Origin of the sequence: Micromonospora sp. NPDC048063 (assembly GCF_043202855.1) — a bacterium.
Lineage (GTDB): Bacteria > Actinomycetota > Actinomycetes > Mycobacteriales > Micromonosporaceae > Micromonospora.
Genome location: NZ_JBIDBG010000001.1, coordinates 120,869 through 145,376 on the forward strand (window position 1 = coordinate 120,869; position 24,508 = coordinate 145,376).

Consider the following 24,508-nt stretch of genomic DNA (forward strand, 5'->3'; position numbering starts at 1 on the left):
CGTCGCCGCAGCATACGCCGGGTCGGCCGCGGACGGCCGACCCGTGCCGTGGTGCCCCGCCGTCAGCGCACCGCCGCGACGGCGGCGTCGGCGCCGCCGCGCCAGACCACGCCGGCCTCGGTGAAGCCGGCGTCGGTCAGCGCCGCCAGGTGCCAGGAGGCCGGCGGGTTCCACTCCGGGCTGTGCCCGGTCGGGTAGATCTCGCGCCGCCGTTGCACCAGTGGGGCGAGCGCCGGGTCGGCCGCCGCCCGCTCCCACCAGTCCGACCAGGAGAGCACGGCGCCGCTGGCGTAGCGGGCCTCGCGCCGGGTCCGCGCGCTGTCCAGCAGGCGCTTGGTCAGCTCCGGCAGCGCGTCGTCGGGCATGTGGTCGGCGTTGAGCAGGATCCCGCCCGGGCGCAGCACGCCGTGCAGCTCGGCGTAGAGGCGGGCCAGCCGGTCGCCCGGCAGCCAGTGCAGCGCGGTGGCGGTGAGCACCGCGTCGTACTCCCGCACCGGCAGCGCGGTCGTCCACTCCGGCTGCCCGAGGTCGGCCTCGACCACGGTGACCCGGTCGCCGAACGTCGACCTGGCGATGGCCAGCAGCGCGGGATCGAGGTCGACCAGGGTGATCTCGGCGTCGGGGAAGCGGCGCAGCGCCCGGGCCGAGATGGTGCCGGTGCCGCCGGCCAGGTCGAGCAGGCGGGGTCGCCCGCCGTCGAGGATCGCCTCGACCGCGTCGAGCATCGCGGTGAACCGGTGCTCCCGGTCCGGCAGGTACGCCTCCTGCTGCCGGTCCCAGCTCTCCTGCCAGGCGGCGACGTTGCTGATGTAAGGACTCATAGCGATGAGGCTAGTTACCGTTCCGGAGCGCTGTCCAGACCTTGTTGCCAATAATTTGCAACAGCGAGAAGATTGCAGCGGGATGGTCCGGGTCGGGGCGGCGGGGCCCGGCCCGACCGGCCCCGCTGCCGCCGGTCGGTCAGGTCGAGGCGACCAGTTCCCGCTCCGCCGGCCGCGCCGCGGCCTGCCGGCGGGCCAGTCGCAGGGCGGCCAGCAGCACGCCCAGGCCGGCCAGGGTGACCGCCGCGCCCGCCCAGATCGGGGCGGTGTAGCCGAGCCCGGCCGCGATCGTCGTCCCGCCCACCCACGCGCCGAGGGCGTTGCCGACGTTGAAGGCCGCGATGTTCGCCCCGGAGGCCAGCGTCGGCGCCTGGTGGGCGTACCTCATGATCCGCATCTGCAACGGGGGAACGGTGGCGAAGCCGAACCCGCCCATCAGCAGCAGCGAGGCCACGGTGAGCGGCCGGCTGCCGGCGGTCAGGGCGAAGAACGCGAGCACCACGGTCAGCGCCGCGAGCACGACGACCAGGGTGCGCGACAGCGACACGTCGGCGGCGCGACCGCCGAGCAGGTTCCCCACGAACAGGCCCACCCCGAAGAGCACCAGCAGCCACGGCACCGTCCCGGTGGCGAAGCCGCTGACCTCGGTCAGGGTGTACGCGATGTAGGTGAACGCGCCGAACATGCCGCCGAAGCCGAGGACGGTCACCGCGAGCGACAGCCACACCTGCGGATGGGTGAAGGCGCGCAGCTCGCCGCGGAGCCCGTCGGCGGGGCGGTCGGCGTCGCCGGTCGGGCGGGCCGGGACGAGCAGGGCCAGGCCGGCGAGCGCGACCACGCCGATGCCGGTGATCGCCCAGAACGTCGACCGCCAGCCGAGATGCTGGCCGAGGAAGGTGCCGAACGGTACGCCGAGCACGTTGGCCGTGGTCAGCCCGGCGAACATCAGCGCGATGGCGCCCGCGCGCCGGGCCGGCGCGACCAGTCCGGCGGCGACCACGGCGCCGATGCCGAAGAACGCCCCGTGGCAGAGCGCGGCCACGATCCGGCCGGCCATCATCACGCCGTAGCCGTCGGCCAGGGCGGAGAGCAGGTTGCCGATGATGAAGAGCACCATCAGGCCGAGCAGCACCGGCTTGCGCGGCAGCCGGGTGACCGCCGCGGTCAGCGCCACGCCGCCGATCGCGACGCTGAGCGCATAGCCGGAGATCAGCCACCCGGCGACCGACTCGGTCACCGCGAAGTCGGCGGCCACCTGGGGCAGCAGCCCCATGATCACGAACTCGGTGAGGCCGATGCCGAAGGCGCCGACGGCCAGCGCGAGCAGTCCACCGGGCAGGGACCGGTTCCGTCCAGACATGGTCTTCCGTTCCAGGAGAGAGGCAGAATAGCTGGCGCATGCAACTACACGCGGAAGCAACGAAATAGTTGCACGCGCGGGATAACGGCGCAAGCCTGCTAGGCTGGGGGTCGACCAGGTCACACCGCGAGGAGGTCGGATGGGCATCGGCGACGACGCCGTGGAGGTCCGCGCACAGGGCTGGCGCACCCTCGCCGCGCTGCACGGCCTCATCGAGGCGTCCCTGGAACGCGCGCTCCAGGCCGGGCACCAGCTCTCCGTGGTCGAGTACACGGTGCTCGACGCGCTCTCCCGCCAGGACGGCTGGCACATGCGGATGCGGCAGCTGGCCCGGGCCGCCGCGCTCTCCGACAGCGCCACCACCCGGCTGGTCACCCGCCTGGAGGACCGCGGCCTGCTCACCCGGGTCCTCTGCGCCGACGACCGACGCGGCATCTACACCGAGCTCACCCCCGCCGGGTGCGAGCTGCTCGCCCAGGCCCGGCCCACCCACGACCGGGTGCTGGCCGAGGCGCTGGCCGAGGCCGAGGCCGCACCGGAACTCGCCCCGCTGGTCGACGCGCTGCACCGGCTCCCGGCGTCCCGCTGACCCGCCGATCCGCCGATCCGCCGTTTCGCCGCGCCGTTCCGCCGCGCCGACCCGCCGACCCGCCGTTTCGGCAGCGCCGAGCCGGGGCACATGCCCGACAGGGGATCGTCGAGAGGGGGTCGTGATGGCGGATACGACGACGCCGGCACAGGTGCGTCCGTCCGGTCCAGCGTCCGACGGGGGAGGTCCGCGCCGCAACGCCAGGCGGGCCGGGGGGCCGCCGTTCCGGAAGCCGCGCTGGCCCCGGGCGTACGCGTTCGCGCTGGTGACCGGGGCGCTGTTCCTGTTCTCCTGGATCGGCCAGTTCGTCTTCCAGGCGGTGGCGGAGAGCAACGAGGCGAGCCAGCACGGTCAGTCCTTCGCCTGGGCGGACTTCCTGCCGCAGTTCCTCGCCTCCACCTTCGAGAACTGGCAGTCCGAGTTCCTCCAGCTGATCTGGCAGGCGGCCGGCCTGGCCCTGTTCTACTACTGGGGTTCCTCCCAGTCCCGCGAGTCCGACGAGCGGATCGAAGCCAAGCTGGACGCGCTGCTGCGCGAGCGCGACCTGGACCCGGAGAACCCGTGACGTGTGGGCGGCGCCACGGCGCCGCCCGTTGACCTCAACCTCGCTTCACCTCCGAGGCTTGACCGCGTCGGCGAGCGATGTGGAGGGTTGACATGCGGGTGATCGAGGTGGCGGCGTTCGGCGGGCCGGAGGTGCTGGCCCTGACCGAGGCCCCCGAGCCGGTACCCGGTCCGGACGAGGTCGTGGTCGAGGTGTCCGTCGCGGACGTGCTCTGGGTGGAGACGATGATCCGACGCGGGCAGGGCGGCGAATACTTTCCCGTCCGGCCGCCGTACCGGCCGGGGGTCGGGGTCGCCGGCACCGTCGGCGCGGTCGGCGCGGGGGTCGACCCGGGCTGGATCGGCCGGCGGGTGGTCACCAGGACCGACGAGCGGGGTGGCTACCTGGAGCGCGCCGTGGTGCCCGCCGAGGGGCTGGTGCCGGTGCCCGACGGGGTCTCCCTGCCGGCCGCGGCGGCGCTGCTGCACGACGGGACGACCGCGTTCGGCCTGCTCGACCTGGTGCCGGTCCGCCCCGGGGACCACGTGCTGGTCACCGCCGCCGCCGGCGGCCTCGGCGTGGTGCTCGTGCAGGAGGTCCGCGCCCGAGGCGGGTTCGTCGTCGCGGCGGCCCGGGGCGCGGCCAAGCTCGACGCGCTGCGCCGGCTGGGCGCCGACGTCGTGGTGGACTACGCCGAGCCGGACTGGACGCTGCGGGTCCGGGCCACGACGGACGGCCCGCACGTCGTCTTCGACGGTGCCGGCGGCGACTACGGCCGGGCGGCGTTCGACCTGGTGCGCGACGGCGGGCGGTTCTCCGCGCACGGCACCCCGGCCGGGGAGTTCGCGGTGCCCGCCGCCGAGGCCGCGCGCGCCCGGGGCATCACCGTCACCGGCATCGGCGACGTCCAGTTTACCCCCGAGCAGGCGCGCCGGCACCTGCGGGCCGCGCTCGACGCCACGGCGGCGGGGCGGATCGCGCCCCTGGTCGGCCAGACCTTCCCGTTGCACCGGGCCGCCGACGCCCATCGGGCGATCGAGGAGCGTGCCGCGATCGGCAAGACGCTGCTCACCGTCTGACCGCCGGGCCCGCCGGCCGTCCCGGCCACCGGTGGTGCCGCGCCGCCGGCCGGCGTACGGTACCAAGATCGGCAGGCGGGGCGGCCCGGTTCCGGGGCGATCCGGAGGTGTCGGCACGCGACCGCCGCCGCCGCGCCAGCGTGACGTGCAGGAGGCACCGATGCAGGACCGCACCCCGCGTCCCGAGGACCTGGAGCCGATCGAGCGGGCGAGCGTCGACGAGCTGCGGGCGGTGCAGCGGGAGCGGCTGCGCTGGTCGCTGCGGCACGCGTACGACAATGTGCCGCACTACCGCCGCGCCTTCGACGCCGCCGGGGTGCACCCCGACGACTGCCGGGACCTGGCCGACCTGGCCCGCTTCCCGTTCACCGGCAAGGCGGAGCTGCGGGAGAACTACCCGTTCGGCATGTTCGCCGTGCCGCGCGAACGCATCGCCCGGCTGCACGCCTCCTCCGGCACCACCGGCCGGCCGACGGTGGTCGGCTACACCGCCGACGACCTGCGGACCTGGGCCCGGCTGATGGCCAGGTCGATCCGGGCCGCCGGCGGCCGCCCCGGCGACCGCGTGCACGTCGCGTACGGCTACGGGCTGTTCACCGGCGGGCTCGGTGCGCACTACGGCGCGGAGGAACTGGGCTGCACCGTCATCCCCGTCTCCGGCGGGATGACCGAACGCCAGGTGATGCTGATCCGGGACTTCGAGCCGGAGGTCATCATGGCGACCCCCAGCTACCTGCTCGCGATCGTGGACGAGATGGAGCGGCAGGGGATCGACCCGCGCGCCACCTCGCTCCAGGTCGGTGTCCTCGGCGCGGAGCCGTGGACGGAGGACATGCGCCGGGAGATGGAACAGCGCCTCGACATGCACGCCGTGGACGTCTACGGCCTCTCCGAGATGATGGGCCCGGGCGTGGCCAACGAGTGCGTGGAGACCAAGGACGGGCCGCACCTGTGGGAGGACCACTTCTATCCGGAGATCGTCGACCCGGTCACCGGGGAGGTGCTCCCCGACGGCGAGCGCGGCGAGTTGGTGCTCACCTCGCTCACGAGGGAGGCCATGCCGGTCGTCCGCTACCGCACCCGCGACCTGACCCGGCTGCTGCCCGGCACCGCCCGCCCGATGCGCCGGATGGAGAAGATCACCGGACGCAGCGACGACATGATGATCGTGCGCGGGGTGAACGTCTTCCCCACCCAGATCGAGGAGCTGATCCTGCGTACGCCGCAGCTCTCGCCGCACTTCCAGTGCGTCCTCGGGCGGGAGGGGCGGATGGACACGCTGACCGTCCGGGTGGAGCGGCGGGCGGGGGTGGCCGCCGAGGCCGCCGAGCGGGCCGGCGGAGCACTGGTCGGGCTGGTCAAGAACACGATCGGAGTGAGCGTGGCGGTCGAGGTGGTCGCCCCGGACGGGGTGGAGCGGTCGATGGGCAAGATGCGGCGGATCGTCGACCAGCGGCGGGGCGCCTGACATGGCGGGACGCAACGCCGCGTACGAGATGTTCGACGCCGACGCGGCGTCGAAGGGGCTCGGCATCGAGCTGGTGGACGCCGCCGACGGGGCGGCGGTGGCCCGGATGCGGGTGACCGGTGCGATGGTCAACGGCCACGCGATCGCCCACGGGGGCTTCGTCTTCCTGCTCGCCGACACCGCCTTCGCGCTGGCCTGCAACAGCCACGGTCCGGTCACCGTCGCCGCCGGCGGCGAGATCACCTTCGTCCGTCCCGCCCGCGAGGGCGACCTGCTGACCGCCCGCGCCACCGAACGCACCCGGTACGGCCGCAGCGGCATCTACGACGTCACCGTCACCCGCGACGGCGGCGAGGTGGTCGCCGAGTTCCGGGGCCGCAGCCGCACCCTGCCGACGCCCGCCGGCTGAGCCTCGCGCCGCCGCCGATGCGCCCCACCTCGCCGCCCCCACGAGCGTTACCGGCGCGGCTAGCATCGGGGCGGTGCGAGTTCTGGTGGTCTCCGCGCCGTTGATCGGGCACGTCTTCCCCCTGCTGCCGCTGGCCGCCGCGCTGCGTGCCGCCGGGCACGAGGTGCTCGTCGCCACCGCCGCCGACGGCCTGCGGGCGGAGCAGTCCGGGCTGCCGGTGCGCGATGTCGCGCCGGCGTTCGACTTCGGCCGGATCGCCCGGGGCGTCATGCTGCGCCACCCGCTGATCGCCCGGGCCGAGCTGGCCGGCACGGCCGGCACCCGGGGCGCGGCGCTGCTCTTCGGCGCGGTCAACGACCAGATCGCCGACGGGGTGGTCGCCGTCGCCGCGGGGTGGAAGCCCGACCTGGTGGTCCACGAGCCGTTCGCGGTGGCCGGCGCGCTCGCCGCCGCGACGCGCGGGGTGCCCGCCGTACGCCAGGAGAACGCCCTCTTCGACGGCCGGGAGCTGGTCCGGGTCACCCTCGCGCGCCTGGGCGGGGCCCTGCGCCGGCACGGCCTGACGGAGCTGCCGCCCCCGGCCGCCGCGATTGCCGTCGCCCCGCCCAGCGTGCGGCACCAGGACGGCTGGCCCATGCGCTACGCCGCCCACGCCGGCGGCGGCGAGTTGCCGGGCTGGCTGCGCGAGCCGGGGGAGCGCCCGCGGGTGCTGGTCAGCCGCAGCACCGTCGCCGGCCCCGGCAGCGCCGGGCCGATGCCGGCGGTCGTCGCCGCCGCCGACCGGGTCGACGCCGAGTTCGTCCTGGTCCGCCCGGACGCACGGCTGGCCCGCCGGGCGCTGCCCGGCAACGTGCGCACCGTCGACTGGATTCCGCTCGCCGAGGCCCTGCCGGCGAGCGCGGCGCTGGTCCACCACGGCGGCGCGGGCAGCGTCTTCACCGCGCTGACCGCGGGGGTGCCGCAGCTGGCCACCGTCGGGCCCGGCGACCGGCGGCACAACGCCGAGCTGGTGGCGGCGCGCGGCGCGGGAATCGCGGTCCGGGCCCGCGACATCACCGCCGACACCCTGACCCGGCTGGTCGGCGATCCGGCGCTGCGCGACGCGGCGAGGCAGGTCAGCGCCGAGATCGCCGCGATGCCGGGGCCGGCGGAGCTGGTGCGCCGGCTGGAGTCGCTGGGCTGACGCCGTCCCGCCCGCGCGGCGGCCCGTTCCGGTCGGGGGTGTGAGGCAGGATGCCTCCATGGGACATGTCGTGCTGTTTCACTCCGTCTACGGGCTGCGGCCGGCCGTGCTGACCGCCGCCGACCGGCTGCGCGCCGCCGGGCACACGGTCGTCACCCCCGACCTCTACGGCGCGCCGGCCGCGGCGACGGTGGAGGACGGCTTCGCCCTGCTCGGCAAGATCGGCCAGGAGGCCGTGCTGGACCGGGCCCGGGAGGCCCTGCGCGAGGCGCCGGCCGACGCGGTGCTGGCCGGCTTCTCGATGGGCGCGGGGGTGGCCGGCGCGATGCTCGCCGAGCGCCCCGACGCGGCGGCGCTGCTGCTGCTCTCCGGCGTCGGCGGCGAGCCGGAGTCGGTCCGGCCGGGCCTGCCGGTGCAGCTGCACCTGGGCGACCCGGACGACTACGACGCGGAACCGGAGGTCGCGCAGTGGCGGCGGGCGATGACCGACGCCGGCGCGGAGCTGTCCGTCCACCGTTATCCCGGCGTCGGGCACCTCTACACCGACCCGCACCTGCCCGACCACGACGCGACGGCCGCCGCGCAGACCTGGGAGCGGGCCATCGCCTTCCTCGCCGACCGCTGACCGGACCCCGGCGGGGCGGGCCGTCGGCCCGCTGAGCCGCCCCGGGCTTGGGCCAGACCGGGCCGCTCAGCTGAGGCGGGCCAGGTCGTCGGCGGAGAGCCGGATCGCGCCGGCCGCCACGTTCTGCGCCAGGTGCTCCGGGTCGCCGGTGCCGGGGATGGCCAGCACGTGCCGCCCCCGGTGCAGCGTCCAGGCCAGGCGGACCTGGTGCGGGGTCACCCCGTGGGCGCGGGCCACCGCGCGCACCGCGTCGTCGTGCTCGCCGGTCGCGCCCGCCTCCCGCCCGGCGCCGGCGATCGCGAAGAACGGCACGAAGGCCACTCCGCGCTCGCCGCAGACCCGCAGCAGGTCGTCGGCCCACCGGTTCGTGTCGAGGGCGTACGCGTTCTGCACGCAGACCACCGGTGCGACGGCCTGCGCCTCGTCCAGGTGGTCCACCCGCACGTTGGACAGGCCGAGGTGCCGGATCAGCCCGGCGTCGCGCAGCTCGGCGAGGGCGGCGAAGCGCTCCGCCACCGAGTCCCGCCCCTCGCGCCGGACGATCCGCAGGTTGACCACGTCCAGGTGGTCCCGGCCGAGGCGGCGCAGGTTCTCCTCCACCTCCCGGCGCAGCTCGGCCGGGGTCAGCTCCCGGTGCCGGTTCGCCGCGTCGAACGACGGCCCGACCTTCGTGGTGATGACCAGGTCGTTCGGGTACGGCGCGAGCGCCTCCCGGATGAGTTCGGTGGCGTACCGGCGCGGTCCGGTGCCGACGCCGAGGGGCCCGCCCGGCGAGACGTAGAAGGCGGCGGTGTCGATGTGGTTGACGCCGAGCTCGACCGCCCGGCGCAGGACGCGGAGGGCGCGCGCCCGGTCCGGGTCGGCGGTCAGCCGCATCGACCCGAAGCCCATCCGGTGCACGGTGCGGTCGCCGAGGGTCCAGGTGCCGGCGGCGGAGGCGGTGATCTCTTCGACAGGCATCAGGCGAAGCTAGCCAAGGGGATCCGGCCCGCGCACTCGGTCAGCCGCCCGATACCGCCCGGGGCCGGCACCGGCTTAACATGGATCGTGGGGGAAGAAGGCCCTCCGTCACGCCGCCGCCGACGCCCCGCGCGGCAGCCCCCACGCCGACCGCCATTCGCGGCGCCTCCGCCAGTCCGACCGTGCCGGCCGGGCCGACGGGGCGCGGTCGCGTTCGACGGGCACGGCGGAGGACGGGGCGGCCCCCGACGCGGTTACGGCCGCCGCGGCGAGCCGGCGGGCCGGCGCCACCGGATCCGAGGGCTGCCCGGCCCACCCGGCGATCGCGGCCCGCACCGCCCTCGGCAGCCGGGCGCATGCGACCTCGCGCAGCACCGGGTCGGCGACCGCGTACCCGCCGCCGGCGCGGCCGACCAGCAGGCCCGAGGCGGCGAGGGCGCGTAGCTCCGGCACCGCGCGGGCGGGCGACCAGCCGAGCAGGTGCCCCACCGCCGACGCGGTGACCCCCGCGCCGAGGGCAGCGACGCCGAGGGCCGCCACCGCCGTCAGCGCCGCCCGCCGGACGCCGTCGAGGCGGTCCAGCCGGGCGTCCACCTCCCGGCGCACCGGCTCGGGCACGGGCGGCACCGCGGTCGGCGCCACGTCGGTCGGCGCCACGTCGAGCGACGCCACGTACGCGGCGGCTCGGCCGGGGTTGCCCCCGACCAGCGGCAGCAGGCGCGCGGCCTCCGCCGCCGGCCGGTCGGCCCGGCGCAGCAGGTGACGCAGCAGCCGGCCGGTCTCCACCGGGCGCAGCGGCGGCACGTCCAGCCGGTGCCGGCGGTCCCGGGCCCCGGGCAGCACGTCCGCCCACTCGGGACGGTGCAGCACCACGACCGCCAGCGGCAGGGACCGGGCGGTGGCCGCCGTGAAGAGCCGGTGCAGGAAGCGGTTCAGCTCCCCGGTGGCCCGGTCGAGGTCGTCCACCGCCACCACCAGCGGCTCCCGGGCGGCGAGCGACAGCAGCACCTCCCGCGCCACCTCGGTGCCCCGCGCGGCCTCACCGGCGGCGTCCGGGCCCGCCAGGAGTCCTTCCAGCGCGGACACCGCCTCGGTCAGGCCGGCGGGCGGCACCAGGCCCGCGAGGGCGGCGGCGAGCCGACGGCGTACGACCGGAGGTGGGTCGTTCGCGCGGAGGCCGGCGGCCCCGCGTACCAGGTCGGCGACGGGCGCCAGGGCCTCCGGGCACGGCGGGCAGTGCGCGACGCACCAGCGCACCGGCACGTCGTCCACGGTCGGGACGGCGTGCCGCAGCTCTTGCAGCAGCCGGCTGCGCCCGCTGCCGGCGGGACCGACCAGCGACAGCCAGCGCGGGCTGCGGTCCCGCACGGCGCGGACGATCAGGTCCCGGGCGGTGGCGAGTTCCCGCCGTCGCCCGACCAGCGGGCCCTCGTGCGGGGCCGGGGCCGGCCGGGCGGCGCCGGTGGCGTGCCACACGTCCACCGGCAGCGCCTTGCCCGCGAGGGCCACCGGCGGCACGCGGCGCTGGTCGATCAGCCCCACGGTGGCCCGGTGGGTGGCCGCGCAGAGCGCCACCCCGCCCGGCGGGGCGTACTCCTGCAACCGGGCGGCGGTGCTGGTCACCGCGCCGCTGGCCGCGCCGTGCCCGCCGTCGTGCGTCGCGGCGAGGTCCACCAGCGCCTCACCGGTGGCCACCCCGACCCGGACCCGCAGCCGCGGCGCGCCGGGCACGGGACGCCGGTCGAGGGCCCGCTGGATGTCCAGCGCCGCCCGCACCGCCCGGTACGCGTCGAACCCGTCGGACTCGCGCGCCCCGAACAGCGCCATGACCGCGTCGCCGACGTACTTCTCGACCACCCCGTGCCACCGGCGCAGCACCCCGGAGACGGTGGCGAAGTAGGCGCGCTGCAGGGCCCGTACGTCCTCGGGGTCGAGCCGGTCGACGAGCGCGGTCGACCCGACGATGTCGGCGAACAGCACGGTGACCATGCGTCTCTCCTCCGGTGCCGGCCAGCCTGCCGACGCGACACGTTGCGGACCGGCGACGATGGTGAGCATGGGCATCGCACCCGCCTTTCCCCCCCGTTGCCTGCCGACGCCTCGGAGACTGTCACCTGTGGGTCGACGGGGGATCTGCAGAACGACGTATGTCGGCCAGCCGCAACCTCCGGTCGCATTGTCGACGCGACGAGTACCACGGGGGCAGAAGACCCGTAGAACGGTGCGCGGACGTGTGACTAGGCTGCGTGCCATGGCCAGCGATGTGGACGCCGCACCGCTCGTCGGCCGGGCCGACCTGGTGACGACGGTACGGTCCGCGCTGCTCGACGAGGTCGCGCAGGGGCACACCGCCGCCGTCTTCCTCACCGGCGAGAGCGGCGTGGGCAAGACCCGGCTGCTGCGCGAGGTGGGCGCCCGGCTGCGCGACGCGGGTGCCCTGGTGCTCACCGGCTCCTGTCTGGACATCGGCGACGCGTCCCCGCTGCACCCGCTGCTGCAGGCGTTGCGCCGCTTCGACGCCGAGCTGACCGGCTCCCACGCCCGGACGTCCTCGGCCGTCCGCGGCCTCCTGCAGATGTTCGCCGACGAGACCGCCGGTCCGGACGGCGCCGGGGCGCTGCTGGAGCGGGTCTCCCGGGGGCTGCACCTGATCGCCGAGGGGCGCCCGCTGGTGCTCGTGCTGGACGACCTCCAGTGGGTCGACCGCAGCACCCGACAGTTGCTGCTCTATCTGCTCGCCGGCCTCGGCGACCTCCAGTTGTCCGTGCTCGCCGCGGTGCGGGCCGAGTCGTTGCAGGGCGCGCACCCGCTGCGCCGGGTGCTCACCGAGCTGCGTCGGCTGCGCTCGGTGCGGGTGCTCGACCTGGTTCCGTTGGACCGGGTCGGCACCGACCAGCTCGCCGCCGCCGTGGTCGGCCGACCGCTCGCGCCTGAGGCGGCGGAGCTGGTGTGGCGGCGCAGCGGCGGCAACCCGTTCGTGGTGGAGGAGTTGGCCCGCGACCTGCGCGACGGCCGGGACGGCCTCTCCGACACGCTGCGCGAGATCTTCCTGGCCCGGGTCGACGCGTTGCCCCAGCACGCGCACGCCGTGGTGCACGCGGTCGCGGCCGGCGTCGAGCCGGTGGAGCACTGGCTGCTGGCGCGGGTGACGCGGCTGCCCGAGGACGAGCTGATCGAGGCGGTCCGCGCGGCCGTCGCGCACCGGCTGCTGGTGGGCGCGGACGACGGCTACCGGCTGCGGCACCGGCTGGTCGCCGAGGTGCTGGAGCACGAGCTGCTGCCCGCCGAGCGGGCCGCCCTGCACCGCCGCTACGCCGAGGCGCTCACCTCGGCCCCGGCGGAGCTGCACCAGGCCCGCCTGGCGCACCACTGGCGGCTGGCCGGTGAGCCGGCGCGGGCGCTGCCGGCGGCGACGGCGGCGGCCCGGGAGGCCGAGCGGCTGCACGGCTGGGCCGAGGCGCACCGGCACTGGTCGGTCGCGTTGCAGCTGGCCGGCTCGCCCGGTGTGGGTCCGCTGGACGTGGACCGGGTGACCCTGCTGGAGCGCGCGGCCGAGGCCGCCCACCACTGCGGCGAGCACGCCCGCGCGCTGACCCTGCTCGAGGAGTTGGCCGGCTCCGGCGCCGACCGGTCGACCTGTGCGTTGCACATCCGGCGGGCCCGCTATCTGGCCGCCGCCGGCCGGTCGGCGCTCGCCGAGGCGGAATACCGGCGGGCCCTGGAGGCCGCCGACTGCACGCCCCGGGAACGCGCCACCGCCGCCGCCCACCTGGCCGAGCTGCTGCTGCACCTCGGCCGGTACGCCGACGCCGGCCGGCGGGCCCGGGAGGCGCTGAAGCTGTCCGCCGCGGTCGAGGGCTCCACGTCGGAGGTCGTGCTGGCCAGCGCGGCCCTCGGGTTCTCCGAGGCGTACCTGGAGGACCCGGACGCCGGGCTGGCGGTGATGCGCCGGGCGCTGGAGACCGCCGAGCGCTCCGGCCGCCCCGAGGACGTGGCCTGCGCGTACCTACACCTGGCCGAGCTGTTGACCGGGCCGCTGAACGTGCTGGAGGAGGGCGTCGTCGTCGCCCGCCGGGGTGCCGAGCGGGTGGCCGAGCTGGGCCTCGGTCGCACCTGGGAGACCCGGCTGCTGGCCATCGCCACCAACGGGCTGTTCCGCGTGGGCCAGTGGGCGGAGGCGGAGAAGGTCGTCGCGGCGGCGCTGCGGCACCGCCCCTCCGGCGCGGACGCGGTCGAGCTGCTGCTGGCCCGCTGCCGGCTGTCGGTGGGCTACGGCGACATCGCGGCCGCCGACCGCGACCTGGATGCCGTGGCCACGGTGCTCGCCGGCGGCGGGGCGCGGCACGTGATTCCGTTGCTCACACTGCGGGCGGGGCTGGCCATGTGGCAGGGCCGGCACGACCTCGCCCGGCAGGCGGTGCAGCGCGGCCTGACCGAGAGCCGTTCCGACGACGTGGGCATCCTCGCCGCGCTGGTGTGGCACGGCCTGCGGGCCGAGGCGGAGGCGCACGCCAGCCGGACGATCGCGGTGGACGAGACCGCGGTGCGGCGGCTGCGGGAGGTGGCCGACCGGGTGGCCCGCAAGAGCGAGCACGCGGCCCGCCCGGTGCGCGATGTGGTCGACGGGTTCCTGGCGCTGTGCGCCGCCGAGGTGAGCCGCCTCGACGGCAGCGACCCGGAGCTGTGGGCCCGGTCCGTGGCGCAGTGGGACCGGCGCCACCACCCCTACCCGGCGGCCTACTCGCGGCTGCGTCAGGCCGAGGCGCTGCTGGCCCGGCGCAGCCGCAGCGCCACGGCGGGCAAGCTGCTGCGGCAGGCGTACCAGGTGGCGCAGGGGCTCGGCGCGGTGCCGTTGACCTCGGAGATCCGGACCCTCGCGGGCCGGGCCCGGGTGGCGCTGGAGGACCGGCCGGTCGCGGGTGAGCCGACCGCCGGCCCGGACGGCGACGAGTTGGCGGTGCTGACCGCGCGGGAGCGGGAGGTGCTCGCCGCCGTCGCCGAGGGGCTGACGAACCGGGAGATCGGCCAGCGGCTGTTCATCAGCGAGCGGACCATCGGCGTGCACGTCTCGCACATCTTCGACAAGCTCCAGGTCCGCACCCGGGTGCAGGCCAGCGCCATCTTCCTGCGCAACCGGCCCACCTGACGCGCGTACGGATACGTCGTTCTACTGATCCGGCCGACGGTCGTCGGCTGGCAGGCTGTGCAGCGTCGCCGACGGCACGGGGTGCCGGGAACCACTGTGGAGGAGAGATGACGGAACCGGTGTGGGGGCCCGTGCATCGGGACGTCGTCGACCTGCTCGCCGACCACCCCGCCGACGTGCCGGCGGTGGTCGACCACCTCACCAAGCTCCAGGACCTGCTGGTCCGGCTGCCTCCGCTGGAGGCGAGCTGCCCGCTGGCCGACTTCAACAAGCTCTATCTGACGATCACCGAGAACGTGCTGAACGGGCTCTACGACGACCGGTTCTCCGACCCCGTGTTCCTGTCGCGCCTCGACGTGGAGTTCGCCGCGCGCTACTTCGACGCGATGCGGCTGTGGACCGACTCCAGCCCGGGCACGCCGAAGGCCTGGACGTGCCTGTTCGAGCGGATGCGCGGGCCGGACGCCCGCCCGCTGCCGTCGGCGGCGGCCGGGGTGAACGCGCACATCAACTTCGACCTGCCGTTCGCGCTGGTGACCACGTTCGACAGCCTGGAGTCGGAGCCGGTCGACGGCACCGAGCAGCATCGCGACTACCTCGAGATCAACAACATCTTCGCGGACAAGATCCCCGGCCTGCGGCGCGGCTACCTGGAGCGGTGGCAGCTGCTCATCGACATGCTCAACGGCGACATCGACGACTGGTACCAGGGGGAACTGGTCGAGTACACCCGCGACGTCGCCTGGCGCAACGCGCAGAAGATCTGGCGGTGCCGGCACGACCCGGCCGCCCACGAGTGTGAGCGCGCGCGGTTGGACGACACCGCCGCGGCGCTCGGCCGGCTGCTGCTCTCGCCCCTCGGGGCGTTCCTGCAGTAGCCGGGACGGGGGGTCCCCGCGCTCCGCACCGGCACACGGCGGAGCGCGGGGACGCGTCCGCGCCGCGCCGCGCGCACGGCCGCCCGTCGCCGCCCCGCCCGCCATCCGCCGAGGCCGGTCGGGCGCGCCGCCGGCCGCGCCGGGTGGCGCGCTCAGGGGCGTTTCGACCTGCTGCGGTACGCCGCGGCGGCTGCCCGGTTGGTTACAGCTCGCAGCAGACGCGCTGCCGGGCCGACACCCGGGACGACCGGGCGGCCTGGCTGGCCGGGCGGCTGGCACCGGCCGGCTGAGGGCGGCGCCGACGGCGGCCGGGCCCGGGGGGTGCCCGGCCGAAGTCGGCGCGCGGCGGGCGGGTCCGGGGGGTGCCCGGCCGCCGTGGCCGCCCGGCGGGCGGGCCGTGGTCGGGGGTTGGGGGGAGGGCCGGCCGGCTCGGGGGGTGTCGGCCGGTCCGCGCGGGGTACGCCCGCGCCGGCCGGTGTCGGCCGGTCCGGCCGGCGTCCCCGGCCGGCCCGTCCGTCCGGGAGGCCTCCCGCCTCGTGGAAGGGCGCTCCGGGTTCGCCGTTCCGGCGGGCGGCCGGCGGGAGACCGCCTACGGTCGGGTCAGGACGGCCGAGGGGCGGGGACGGGGGATGGCTGACGAGCACGGGGCGGGGCCGCGGCGCACGCGCGGCCGCCGCCCGCCGCGCGGCGGAATGGACCGGGAGCTGCGCGCCGCGCGCGATCCCACCCACCCCGGCCGCCGCGCGGGTCGCCCGGTCGCCGTTCCGGAGGTCGTGGCCAGTCCCAGCCGGCCGGTGGCGCCGCCCAGCCCGCTGCGACGGTGGCTGTTGACGCACCGGGTGCAGCCGGTGGGCCCCGAGTCGGCGGAGGGCCAGGCCCGCTCGCACGCCTGGTGGCAGGTCATGTGCCTGACCGGGGTGGACTACTTCTCCACCCTGTCGTACCTGCCGGGGATCGCGGCGGTCGCGGCCGGGGCGCTCTCCCCGCTGGCCACCCTGCTGATCGTCGCGCTGACGCTGCTGGGCATGCTGCCGATGTACCGGCGGGTGGCCCGGGAGAGCCCGCACGGGCAGGGCTCGGTGGCGATGCTGGAACGGCTGCTGCCGTTCTGGCGGGGCAAGGTCTTCGTGCTGGTCCTGCTCGGCTTCGTGGCCACCTCCTGGATCATCACGATCACCCTCTCCTCGGCCGACGCCACGGTGCACCTGCTGGAGAACCCGCTGCTGCCCGAGGGCGTCGGCGGAACGGCGGTCGCCGTCGGCGTCACCGTCGTGCTGCTGCTGGTCCTCGGCGGCGTCTTCCTGCTCGGCTTCCGGGAGGCGGTGGCGGTGGCCATTCCGCTGGTCGCCGTCTTCCTGGCGCTGAACGCGGTGGTCGTCGCGGTCTCGGTGGCCGAGATCGCGGCGAACCCGGGGGCGCTGGCGGGCTGGACTTCGGCGCTGAGCGCGGGTCGGGGTCCCGGCGAGGTGGTGGTGACCGCCGTGCTGGCCTTCCCGCTGCTGGTGCTCGGGCTCTCCGGTTTCGAGACCGGGGTCAGCATGATGCCGCTGGTGGCCGGGGAGGGGCTGGACCGCGCGGCCCGGTTTGCCGCGCGGATCCGCAACACCCGCCGGATGCTCGCCACCGCCGCCCTCGTCATGTCGGTCTACCTGGTCTCGACCTCGCTCGTGACCACGGTCCTGATCCCGCCCGGTGAGTTCGCGCCGGGCGGGGCCGCCAACGGCCGGGCGCTGGCGTACCTCGCCCACGAGCACGTCGGCGAGGTCTTCGGCACCGTCTACGACGTCAGCAGCGCGCTCATCCTCTGGTTCGCCGGCGCCTCCGCGATGGCCGGCCTGATCAACATCGTGCCCCGCTATTTGCCCACCTACGGCATGGCGCCGGAGTGGGCCCGCGCGGTGCGGCCGGTCGTGATCGTCTACACGCTGGTCAGCATCGCGATCACCGTGGTGTTCCGGGCCGACGTCAACGAACAGGCCGGGGCGTACGCCACCGGGATCCTCGCCATGATGGTCTCCGCCGCCGTGGCGGTCACCATCTCCGCGGCCGGCCGCCGGGAGCGCGTCGCCGCCGTCGGCTTCGCCGTGCTCACCCTGGTCCTGTTGTACGCCCTGGCCGAGAACGCCATCGCCAAACCGGACGGCATCACCATCTCGGTCCTGTTCATCCTCGGCATCGTCGCGGTCTCGCTGGTCTCGCGGGTGAGCCGGACCACCGAGCTGCGCACGGAGCGGATCGAGTTCGACGAGCCGGCCCGCCGGTTCGTCGCCGACTCGCTGGCGCACGACGGCCGGCTGCACCTCATCGCCCACAAGCGGGCCCGGGGCGCGGTGAAGGAGTACACGATCAAGGAGCGGGCGCAGCGGGGGATGAACCCGGTCCCCGGCGAGGGCGACATCCTGTTCCTGGAGATCGAGGTGGTCGACCCGTCCGAGTTCAGCCAGGTGCTGCGGGTCCACGGCGTGGAGGTCGGGGGCTTCCGGGTGTTGCGGGCCAGCAGCCCGGCGGTGCCGAACGCCATCGCGGCGATCCTCCTGGCGCTGCGCGACGCCACCGGCGTCCGCCCGCACGCCCACTTCGAGTGGTCCGAGGGGAACCCCCTCGCGCACCTGCTGCGCTACCTGATCCTCGGTCGGGGCGACACCCCGCCGGTGGTCCGGGAGATCCTCCGCAAGTCCGAGCCGGACCCGGCGCGTCGGCCGGGCATCCACGTCGGCGGCTGACCCCGGCACCCCGCGCCGGCCTCGGGCCGGACAGCCGTTCTCGACCGTCTCAAGATGAATCGTACGTTTATTCATCTTCGACTGACTTGCCCGAGTTTCGCTCGTATCGTGGCCTTCGGTGGCTGTCGGGATGTCAGTCACCCCGCGCCCGGTTCGGGCCGGCCGTGTCATGCACCGAGAGGCAGGGGAAGCCTGATGTCGACGTATCAAGGGAACCGGCGAGCGGCACCAACCAGGCGACGGTCCCGGTGGTTCTTAGCCGGTGGGCTCGTGGCGGGCACCCTGGTGGCCGGGGTGGCGGGCGGCGTCGCGGTGGCCGCGGGAGCGCTGCCCGTCGCGCCGGAGACGCCGTCCCTGGTGCTGCGCGGCGACGACTCCGGCGCGGAGCACCGCGACGACCGCCGCGAGCAGGGCCGCGCCGCCCTCGGCGGGCAGCCCTCCGGCGATCCTGCCGGGCAGCCCTCCGGGGCTGCCGCCGGGGAGCCCTCCGGCGACCGGTCGGGCGACTCCGCCGGGGAGCACCGGGGCGGGGAGGAGGGCCGGGACGGGTACCCGGACCCGGGGCCCGGGGCCGGGCGCCGCGCGGAGGTCGCGGTGCCGTGCGACTCGACGAAGCTCATCGCCGCGCTGGTCCGCGCCAACGCCGAGGGCGGTGCCCACCTGCGGCTCGCGCCGAAGTGCACGTACGAGCTGACGCACGCCTTCCAGCAGCCCGACGACTACGACGGCGGGATCCGGGACGCCCGGGAGGCGGCCGACAGCGCGGAGAACCCGGGCGACGCCGAGGCCCCGCCGCGCAACCCGCAGCACGACAGGGCGGGGCTGCCGGTCATCTACCACCCGATCACCATCCGGGGCGAGGGCGCCACGATCGAGCGGGACGTGCACGCCGAGGCGTTCCGGTTCTTCACCGTCCGCGACGGCGGGGAACTGACCCTCTCCGACGTCGTGCTGCGCAACGGCCTCTCCGCCGCCGAGGGCGGCAGCATCCACGTCGTGCACGGCGCGTCGGCGGTGGTCGAGCGCACCGCCGTCGTCGGCAGCACCTCCCTCTCCGCGGAGGGCGGCGGTGGCGGGATCTTCAACGACGGCAACATGGTGGTCGTCGACAGCACGTTCGTCGACAACCACGCCGCCGGCAAGGCGGGCAAGGGCGGGGGCCTGCTCAACGGCGGAGTGCTGACCCTGCGCACGTCGGACTTCCGGAACAACACCGCCGTCGCGTACGGCGGCGGTCTCGGCAACTACCGCGGGGCCGCCGAGGTGCGGAAGAGCACCTTCGCGCACAACAACGCGGCGCAGGGCGGCGGCATCGCCAGCTTCTCGGCCCGCACCAGGGTGGCCGACAGCAAGGTGCTCGGCAACACCGCCCAGACCGGTGGCGGCATCGCCAACTCGGACGCCCTGATCTTCCTGCGCGGCCTGGAGGTGCGCGACAACACCGCCACCGGCAACGGCGGCGGCATCTCGACCTCCCAGGGCCTGCTTCCGCTCGACGACAGCGTCGTCGCCGGCAACACCGCCCGGGGTGCCGGCGGCGGCATCTACGCCGCGAAGTCCAACCTGCTGGTCCGCCACAGCGAGGTCGACCGGAACCACGCCGTCGGCGCCGCGTCGACGGGCGGCGGGGTGTTCGCGACCCAGGGTCAGGTCTCCCTCTACCGCAGCCGGGTGAGCGACAACACCGCCACGGGGAAGCCGGGCGGTCTCTTCGCCGACAAGGCCCGGGTCAGGGTCGACGACGAGACCGACATCGTCGACAACGAGCCCACCAACTGCGAGGGCAGCCGGGTGCCGGTGGCCAACTGCTTCCGCTGACCGGCCGCCCCGAGGGGCGCACCCGGCCCCGCTCCCGACGATCGTGAGGATCCTCGGCGGCGCGGGCCGGGTGCGCCCCTCGTCGCGTGCCCGCCGTCCGGACGCGCCCCTCCGCTCGCCGTCCGTCCGAGCTCGCCTGCGCGAGCTCGGCGGTCGGCCGCTCCGGCCGGGCCCAGCGACCCTACCGGGAGGTGGAGCCGCTGGCGGTGTAGCCGCTGCCCGGGAGAGGGCGCGGCTACACCGGTACGGTCCACGGGACCGGGTTCACGACGTGGGCGTCGTCACGGGCAGCTCGTCGGCCTGGTCGCGACCGCCGTGCTGTGCCGTCCGCCCCGGGACCGCCCTCGGTGAGGCGGGTCCGGGCCGGTTGCGTGCGGCGCGGAGCATGGTGGCGATCAGGATGGCCCCGCCCGCCGTCAGGACGACGCTGACCATCGCGGCGATCCGCATCTCGTGGGTGAAGGCGTCGAAGGCAACGCTCCGCAGCGCCTCTGCGGTCTGGTGCGGTAAGGCCGCGGCGGTGTCGACGGCGCCGCCGAGGGTCTCCTCCGCCGCGGCCAGCTCTTTGGAGGTGAGGCCCGCAGGGGCCTGGGACTCCATCTGCGAGCGGTAGACGGCGGTGCCGATGCTGCCGAGGACCGCGATGCCCAGCGCTCCGCCGAACTCGGCGGAGGTCTCCGCCAGGGCGGAGGCCGCTCCGGCTCGCTCCGGCGGCGCGGCGGACAAGATCACCTCGGTGACGACGGCGGACACACCGCCGATGCCGATGGAGACCACGGCCAGTGCGCTGACCAGGTAGACGATGCCCGAGTCGGTCCGGATCAGGGACAGCGCGACGTATCCGGCGGTCGCCACCAAAAGCCCGGCGATCATCACGTTGGGCTTGCCGATACGCGGCGCCATCGCGGTGGCCAGGGCGACACCCACGGGCAGCACGAGGAACGTGGGCAGCGACCACAGGGCCGACTCGAACGGGCTCATGCCCAGGACGAGCTGCATGAACTGCCAGTTGAACAGCGAGAAGCCGATCATCGCGAAGGTCACCAGGGCGTCGATGAGCAGCGGCACGTTGAACCGGCGGGTGCGGAACAGCGCGAGGTCGATCATCGGGTTCACGGCCGTGCGCTGGCGGCGGATGAACAGTGCTCCCACGGCGAGTCCGGCGGCGATGCAGGCAGCCGGGGTCCATCCGAAGCCGTGCTTCGCCGTCAGCTTGATGCCGTAGATCACGGCGAGGACGGCCACCAGGGACAGCAGGGCGCCGAGCAGGTCGAAGCGGCCCGGCTTGGGATCGCGGTACTCGGGCAGCAGCAGCGGCCCGAGGAGCAGCAGCAGGATCATCACGGGGACGTTGATCAGGAAGACCGAGCCCCACCAGAAGTGCTCCAGCAGCAGGCCGCCGATGATGGGGCCGACGACGGCACCGCCCGCGAAGCCGGCCGTCCAGACGCCGACGGCGGTGGCCCGCTGCCGGTCGTCGTGGAACATGTTCCGGATCAGGGAGAGGGTGGAGGGGGCCAGCGAGGCTCCGGCGATGCCCATGAGCGCGCGGGTCGCGATCAGCATCTCGGGGCTGGACGCGTAGGCCGCGAGGACCGAGGCGAGACCGAAGGCCGCAGCACCGGTCAGCAGCACCCGCCGCCGTCCGATCCGGTCACCGAGGGTGCCCATCGTGATCAGCAGGCCGGCCAGCAGGAAGCCGTAGGCGTCCATGATCCACAGCAGTTCGGAGCTGCTCGGCTGGAGGTCGGCCGTCAGGGACGGGAGCGTGACGAACATGACGGACATGTCCATGGACGCCAGTACGCACGGCACCACCAGAACGGCGAGCCCGACCCACTGTCTGGTTCCGGCTCTCTTACGTTCTTCGGTCATGTCCTTCGCTCCTGCTCTTTCGGTTGGGACGGATTCCGTCACGCAGTGCGTACTTAGTACGCGCGTAGCTGTGTACAGGATACGCACACGCGTGCGGGTGGCTGCAAATGTGTTTCGGGCCTGCTATTTTCCCTGCTTCATGCGCTCGCTTCGATGGCGGGATAGAATTTCGACACACCTTCGCCGGGTGTGACGAAAAGGAGTGTGGTGATGTCGGAGCAGTCGGCCTGCGCGTCCTGCGGAAAGACGCTGGAGCATGCGGAACGGGGGCGGCCGCGGCGCTACTGCTCCCGCGCCTGCCAGGCGCGGGCCTACCGGGGCCGTAGGACGGAGGCGCCGGCCGACGTCCTGGAGGAGAGCGACAGCGCACCCCACCTCACCGTCGAGCGCATCGTGCGGGCCGGAATCGACGTCGCGGACGCGGAGGGGCTCGACGCGCTGTCGATGCGCCGGGTCGCCACGGACCTCGGCGCGAGCACCATGGCCCTGTACCGGCACGTGGCGTCCAAGGACGATCTGGTGGCCCTGATGGTGGAGGCGGCGATGGCCGACGTCCCTCTGCCCGACGCGCCGCCGCGGAACTGGCGGCACGGCCTCGAACGAGCCGCCTACCGCGACTGGGAGCTGTACCACCGCCACCCGTGGATCCTGTCGAGGGTCCTGGTGACAACCCGCGCACACTTCAGCCCGGCACTCGCGGCGGACAGCGAAAGCACCTTCTCCTCCTTCGACGGACTCGGCCTCGAACCTGCCGACGCCTTCCGGTACATGTTCATGTTCGCCTCCTACGTGCAGGGTGTGGCGCTGACCTACGTCAGCGACGTGGAGGCGGAACGGCAGGCGGAAAGCACCACGCAGCGGACGGCGCACGCCCCGGACGAGGAACGCAGCCCGCTCTTCGAGTCCGGCGCGTACCCGCGGCTCGGCTCCGCGATGCGCGCGGGCGCCGCCCCCTGGGACCTCGACGCCCTGTTCGCCTCGGGCCTCGCCGGAGTCCTGGACGGCATCGCGGCCGATCTTGCACGGCGGGGCATCGAGGCCTGAGTCGCGGCGGGCGGTTTGTCACGCGGCCCGGATCGCTCCCGAGCAACTCGGAGTCCATCGCCCGGCGATCACCCGCAGTGTCGCCGAGGTGCGGCCGCTGCTGGCCGAGCGTGGCTGCTGGGTGCACGACGGAGTGCGGATACGGACCCTCGCCGACGTGGTGGCCTACCTGGACCATCACCCGTGCGCCTTGATGGACGCCACCGAGGTGCGGATCTGCCGACTGTTCCCGCCGCCCGCTCCGGCAAACGTGCCCCGCCTCCGGCGCGGGTTCGGTCCCGTCGACCTGACAGCCCATCCTCCTAGGATGCCTTAGGGATGTGCGGTAGGCGGGCGGCTTGGCTGCCCCTCGGATGCCCGCCCGTCGCCCACCCCGGTGACGTTCCTAGGTTGGTCTACGGACGTCGTCGCTGCCGCGCCCGCGCCGCCGGCGGTTATCGCGTTGACGATTGCTCCGCGCCGTCACTAGGGTTTGCGTCGTGTCCAGCCCCGAGGCGTCCAGACGCCAGCCACCGGTGTCCGGTGGCTGGCCCTCGTTGACGTCGCACTAGGCGCTGTCGGAACCGGACAGCGTCCCTCGGGCGTCCCCGCCACCGATCGCCGTCATACCGGCTGCTCCCGGGCGTCACCTGCGCGTCACCACGTCGTGCCGCGTCCACGCACCCGGGAGGCCCTCGCGCGGTGGTCTCCGCGCCCGGCTGGACGGTTGTCCCGTGCGCCGCCCGGCCGTGGCCGCCGTGACCCACCCGCGTCCTCTTCATCCATCCACGACGCGGAATGTGGAGTGTCATGCCGTTCGCCATCTACCTGCTCGGACTGGCGGTCTTCGCCCAGGGAACGTCTGAGTTCATGCTGTCCGGCCTGGTGCCGGACATCGCCCGGGACCTGCACGTGCCCGTCCCGGCCGCCGGCGCGCTGACGTCGGCCTTCGCGGTAGGGATGATCATCGGAGCGCCGCTGATGGCCGCCCTCAGTCTGCGGTGGCCCAGACGTCGGGCGCTGCTGGTCTTCCTGACCGCCGTCGTCGTCGTGCACGTCGTCGGGGCGGTCACCGACAGCTTCGGCATGCTGCTGGCCACCCGGGTCGTCGGAGCGCTGGCGTACGCCGGGTTCCTCGCGGTGGGCCTGGCCACGGCGACCGACCTGGCCGGACCCGGGGCCAAGGGCCGGGCCGCCTCCGTGCTGCTCGGGGGTCTCACCCTCTCCTGCGTCGCGGGGGTGCCGGCCGGGGCGTTCCTCGGCCAGCTGTGGGGATGGCGCTCGGCGTTCTGGGCGGTGGCCGTCGTCTCGCTGCCCGCCGTCGTGGCCATCCGGCGCGCGGTCCCGGCCACGCCACCGGACGCGGCCGTACCGAGCGCCAAGCACGAGATTCGGGCGCTGCGCCGTCCCCGCCTGCTGGTGACCCTGCTCCTGGGCGCCCTGGTGAACGGGGCGACCTTCTGCACCTTCACCTACCTGGCGCCGCTGATCACCGACGTCAGCGGCTACGACCGGAGGTGGGTGCCGGTCCTGCTGGCCCTCTTCGGCCTGGGGTCATTCGTCGGTGTGACGGTCGGCGGTCGCGTGTCGGACTCACAGCCCATGCGGGTCCTGGTGCCCGGTGGGGTGGCCCTGCTCGTCGGCTGGCTCCTGTTCGCGGCCACCGCGGCCAGCGCGCCCGCCGCGTTCCTGCTCGTCTTCGTCCAGGGGACGCTCTCGTTCGCGGTCGGATCCACACTGATCACCCGGGCGTTGTACGCGGCCGTCGACGCGCCGTCCCTGGGCGGCTCCTTCGCGACCGCCGCCCTGAACGTGGGCGCGACCGTCGGCCCCCTGCTGGGCGGGGCAGCCATCGGCGCCGGGCTCGGCTACCGGTCCCCGCTGTGGGTCAGCGCGCTGCTGGTGGCACTGGCGTTCGTCGCCGCCGTACCCACCTGGACGGTGTGGCGGGATGCCGGGACGGAGTCGCCCACGCGGACGGTCGCTTCCTAGCCCGCGTCGCGGTCC

General features: G+C 74.9%; 17 protein-coding genes and 1 pseudogene. 13 read left to right on the forward strand and 5 right to left on the reverse strand.

From position 1 onward, the window contains the following. Positions 1-62 precede the first annotated feature (62 nt). A complete protein-coding gene (locus ACGFZ2_RS00595; RefSeq protein ID WP_393266361.1) occupies positions 63-821 on the reverse strand; it encodes a class I SAM-dependent methyltransferase in 759 nt (252 codons plus the stop codon). Positions 822-960: 139 nt separating this feature from the next. Beyond that, positions 961-2,181: an MFS transporter gene (locus tag ACGFZ2_RS00600; protein ID WP_393448652.1), complete on the reverse strand. Its 1,221-nt coding sequence runs from the start codon at positions 2,179-2,181 to the stop codon at positions 961-963. Between the two features lie 139 nt (positions 2,182-2,320). On the opposite strand from ACGFZ2_RS00600, the gene ACGFZ2_RS00605 reads away from it, so the two are divergent. The 7 genes from ACGFZ2_RS00605 (at position 2,321) to ACGFZ2_RS00635 (ending at position 8,078) form a co-directional block, all read left to right on the forward strand. Further along, positions 2,321-2,770: a MarR family transcriptional regulator gene (locus tag ACGFZ2_RS00605; RefSeq protein ID WP_363707415.1), complete on the forward strand. Its 450-nt coding sequence runs from the start codon at positions 2,321-2,323 to the stop codon at positions 2,768-2,770. A gap of 124 nt (positions 2,771-2,894) precedes the next feature. Continuing rightward, on the forward strand, positions 2,895-3,335 hold the full coding sequence (locus tag ACGFZ2_RS00610; RefSeq protein ID WP_393448655.1) for a DUF6766 family protein: 441 nt from the start codon (positions 2,895-2,897) through the stop codon (positions 3,333-3,335). A gap of 92 nt (positions 3,336-3,427) precedes the next feature. Continuing rightward, complete coding sequence (locus tag ACGFZ2_RS00615; RefSeq protein ID WP_393448658.1) at positions 3,428-4,393, forward strand: zinc-binding dehydrogenase; 966 nt, start codon at positions 3,428-3,430, stop codon at positions 4,391-4,393. Between the two features lie 160 nt (positions 4,394-4,553). Beyond that, on the forward strand, positions 4,554-5,861 hold the full coding sequence (paaK, locus tag ACGFZ2_RS00620) for a phenylacetate--CoA ligase PaaK (RefSeq protein WP_393266354.1): 1,308 nt from the start codon (positions 4,554-4,556) through the stop codon (positions 5,859-5,861). A 1-nt stretch (position 5,862) separates the two neighbouring features. Further along, on the forward strand, positions 5,863-6,270 hold the full coding sequence (paaI, locus tag ACGFZ2_RS00625) for a hydroxyphenylacetyl-CoA thioesterase PaaI (protein ID WP_393266352.1): 408 nt from the start codon (positions 5,863-5,865) through the stop codon (positions 6,268-6,270). Between the two features lie 73 nt (positions 6,271-6,343). Beyond that, a complete protein-coding gene (locus ACGFZ2_RS00630) occupies positions 6,344-7,453 on the forward strand; it encodes a nucleotide disphospho-sugar-binding domain-containing protein (RefSeq protein ID WP_393266349.1) in 1,110 nt (369 codons plus the stop codon). 58 nt (positions 7,454-7,511) lie between these two features. Beyond that, complete coding sequence (locus ACGFZ2_RS00635) at positions 7,512-8,078, forward strand: dienelactone hydrolase family protein (protein ID WP_393448661.1); 567 nt, start codon at positions 7,512-7,514, stop codon at positions 8,076-8,078. Positions 8,079-8,144: 66 nt separating this feature from the next. Here ACGFZ2_RS00635 and ACGFZ2_RS00640 read toward each other — a convergent pair whose 3' ends face one another. Both ACGFZ2_RS00640 and ACGFZ2_RS00645 read right to left on the reverse strand, forming a co-directional pair. Further along, positions 8,145-9,038: an aldo/keto reductase gene (locus ACGFZ2_RS00640; protein WP_393448664.1), complete on the reverse strand. Its 894-nt coding sequence runs from the start codon at positions 9,036-9,038 to the stop codon at positions 8,145-8,147. A 108-nt stretch (positions 9,039-9,146) separates the two neighbouring features. Further along, on the reverse strand, positions 9,147-11,027 hold the full coding sequence (locus ACGFZ2_RS00645; protein ID WP_393448667.1) for an AAA family ATPase: 1,881 nt from the start codon (positions 11,025-11,027) through the stop codon (positions 9,147-9,149). Positions 11,028-11,289: 262 nt separating this feature from the next. Between ACGFZ2_RS00645 and ACGFZ2_RS00650 the strand changes: the two genes are divergently transcribed. The 4 genes from ACGFZ2_RS00650 (at position 11,290) to ACGFZ2_RS00665 (ending at position 19,603) form a co-directional block, all read left to right on the forward strand. Further along, a complete protein-coding gene (locus ACGFZ2_RS00650; protein ID WP_393448670.1) occupies positions 11,290-14,184 on the forward strand; it encodes a helix-turn-helix transcriptional regulator in 2,895 nt (964 codons plus the stop codon). A gap of 107 nt (positions 14,185-14,291) precedes the next feature. Then, positions 14,292-15,062, forward strand: coding sequence for a DUF5995 family protein (locus tag ACGFZ2_RS00655; protein WP_393448673.1), 771 nt, complete (start codon positions 14,292-14,294; stop codon positions 15,060-15,062). A gap of 629 nt (positions 15,063-15,691) precedes the next feature. Then, a complete protein-coding gene (locus ACGFZ2_RS00660; protein WP_393448676.1) occupies positions 15,692-17,785 on the forward strand; it encodes an amino acid transporter in 2,094 nt (697 codons plus the stop codon). A 195-nt stretch (positions 17,786-17,980) separates the two neighbouring features. Beyond that, positions 17,981-19,603, forward strand: coding sequence for a right-handed parallel beta-helix repeat-containing protein (locus ACGFZ2_RS00665; protein ID WP_393448678.1), 1,623 nt, complete (start codon positions 17,981-17,983; stop codon positions 19,601-19,603). A gap of 348 nt (positions 19,604-19,951) precedes the next feature. Here the strand turns inward: ACGFZ2_RS00665 and ACGFZ2_RS00670 are convergent. Next, positions 19,952-21,478, reverse strand: a pseudogene (locus ACGFZ2_RS00670) (MFS transporter); the annotation flags it as partial. 210 nt (positions 21,479-21,688) lie between these two features. Between ACGFZ2_RS00670 and ACGFZ2_RS00675 the strand changes: the two are divergent. Further along, complete coding sequence (locus ACGFZ2_RS00675; protein ID WP_393448681.1) at positions 21,689-22,522, forward strand: TetR/AcrR family transcriptional regulator; 834 nt, start codon at positions 21,689-21,691, stop codon at positions 22,520-22,522. Between the two features lie 789 nt (positions 22,523-23,311). Continuing rightward, the gene (locus ACGFZ2_RS00680) at positions 23,312-24,493 is read left to right on the forward strand and encodes a Cmx/CmrA family chloramphenicol efflux MFS transporter (RefSeq protein WP_393448684.1); all 1,182 of its coding nucleotides are present in this window, start codon (positions 23,312-23,314) and stop codon (positions 24,491-24,493) included. The last annotated feature ends 15 nt before the right edge of the window (positions 24,494-24,508 follow it).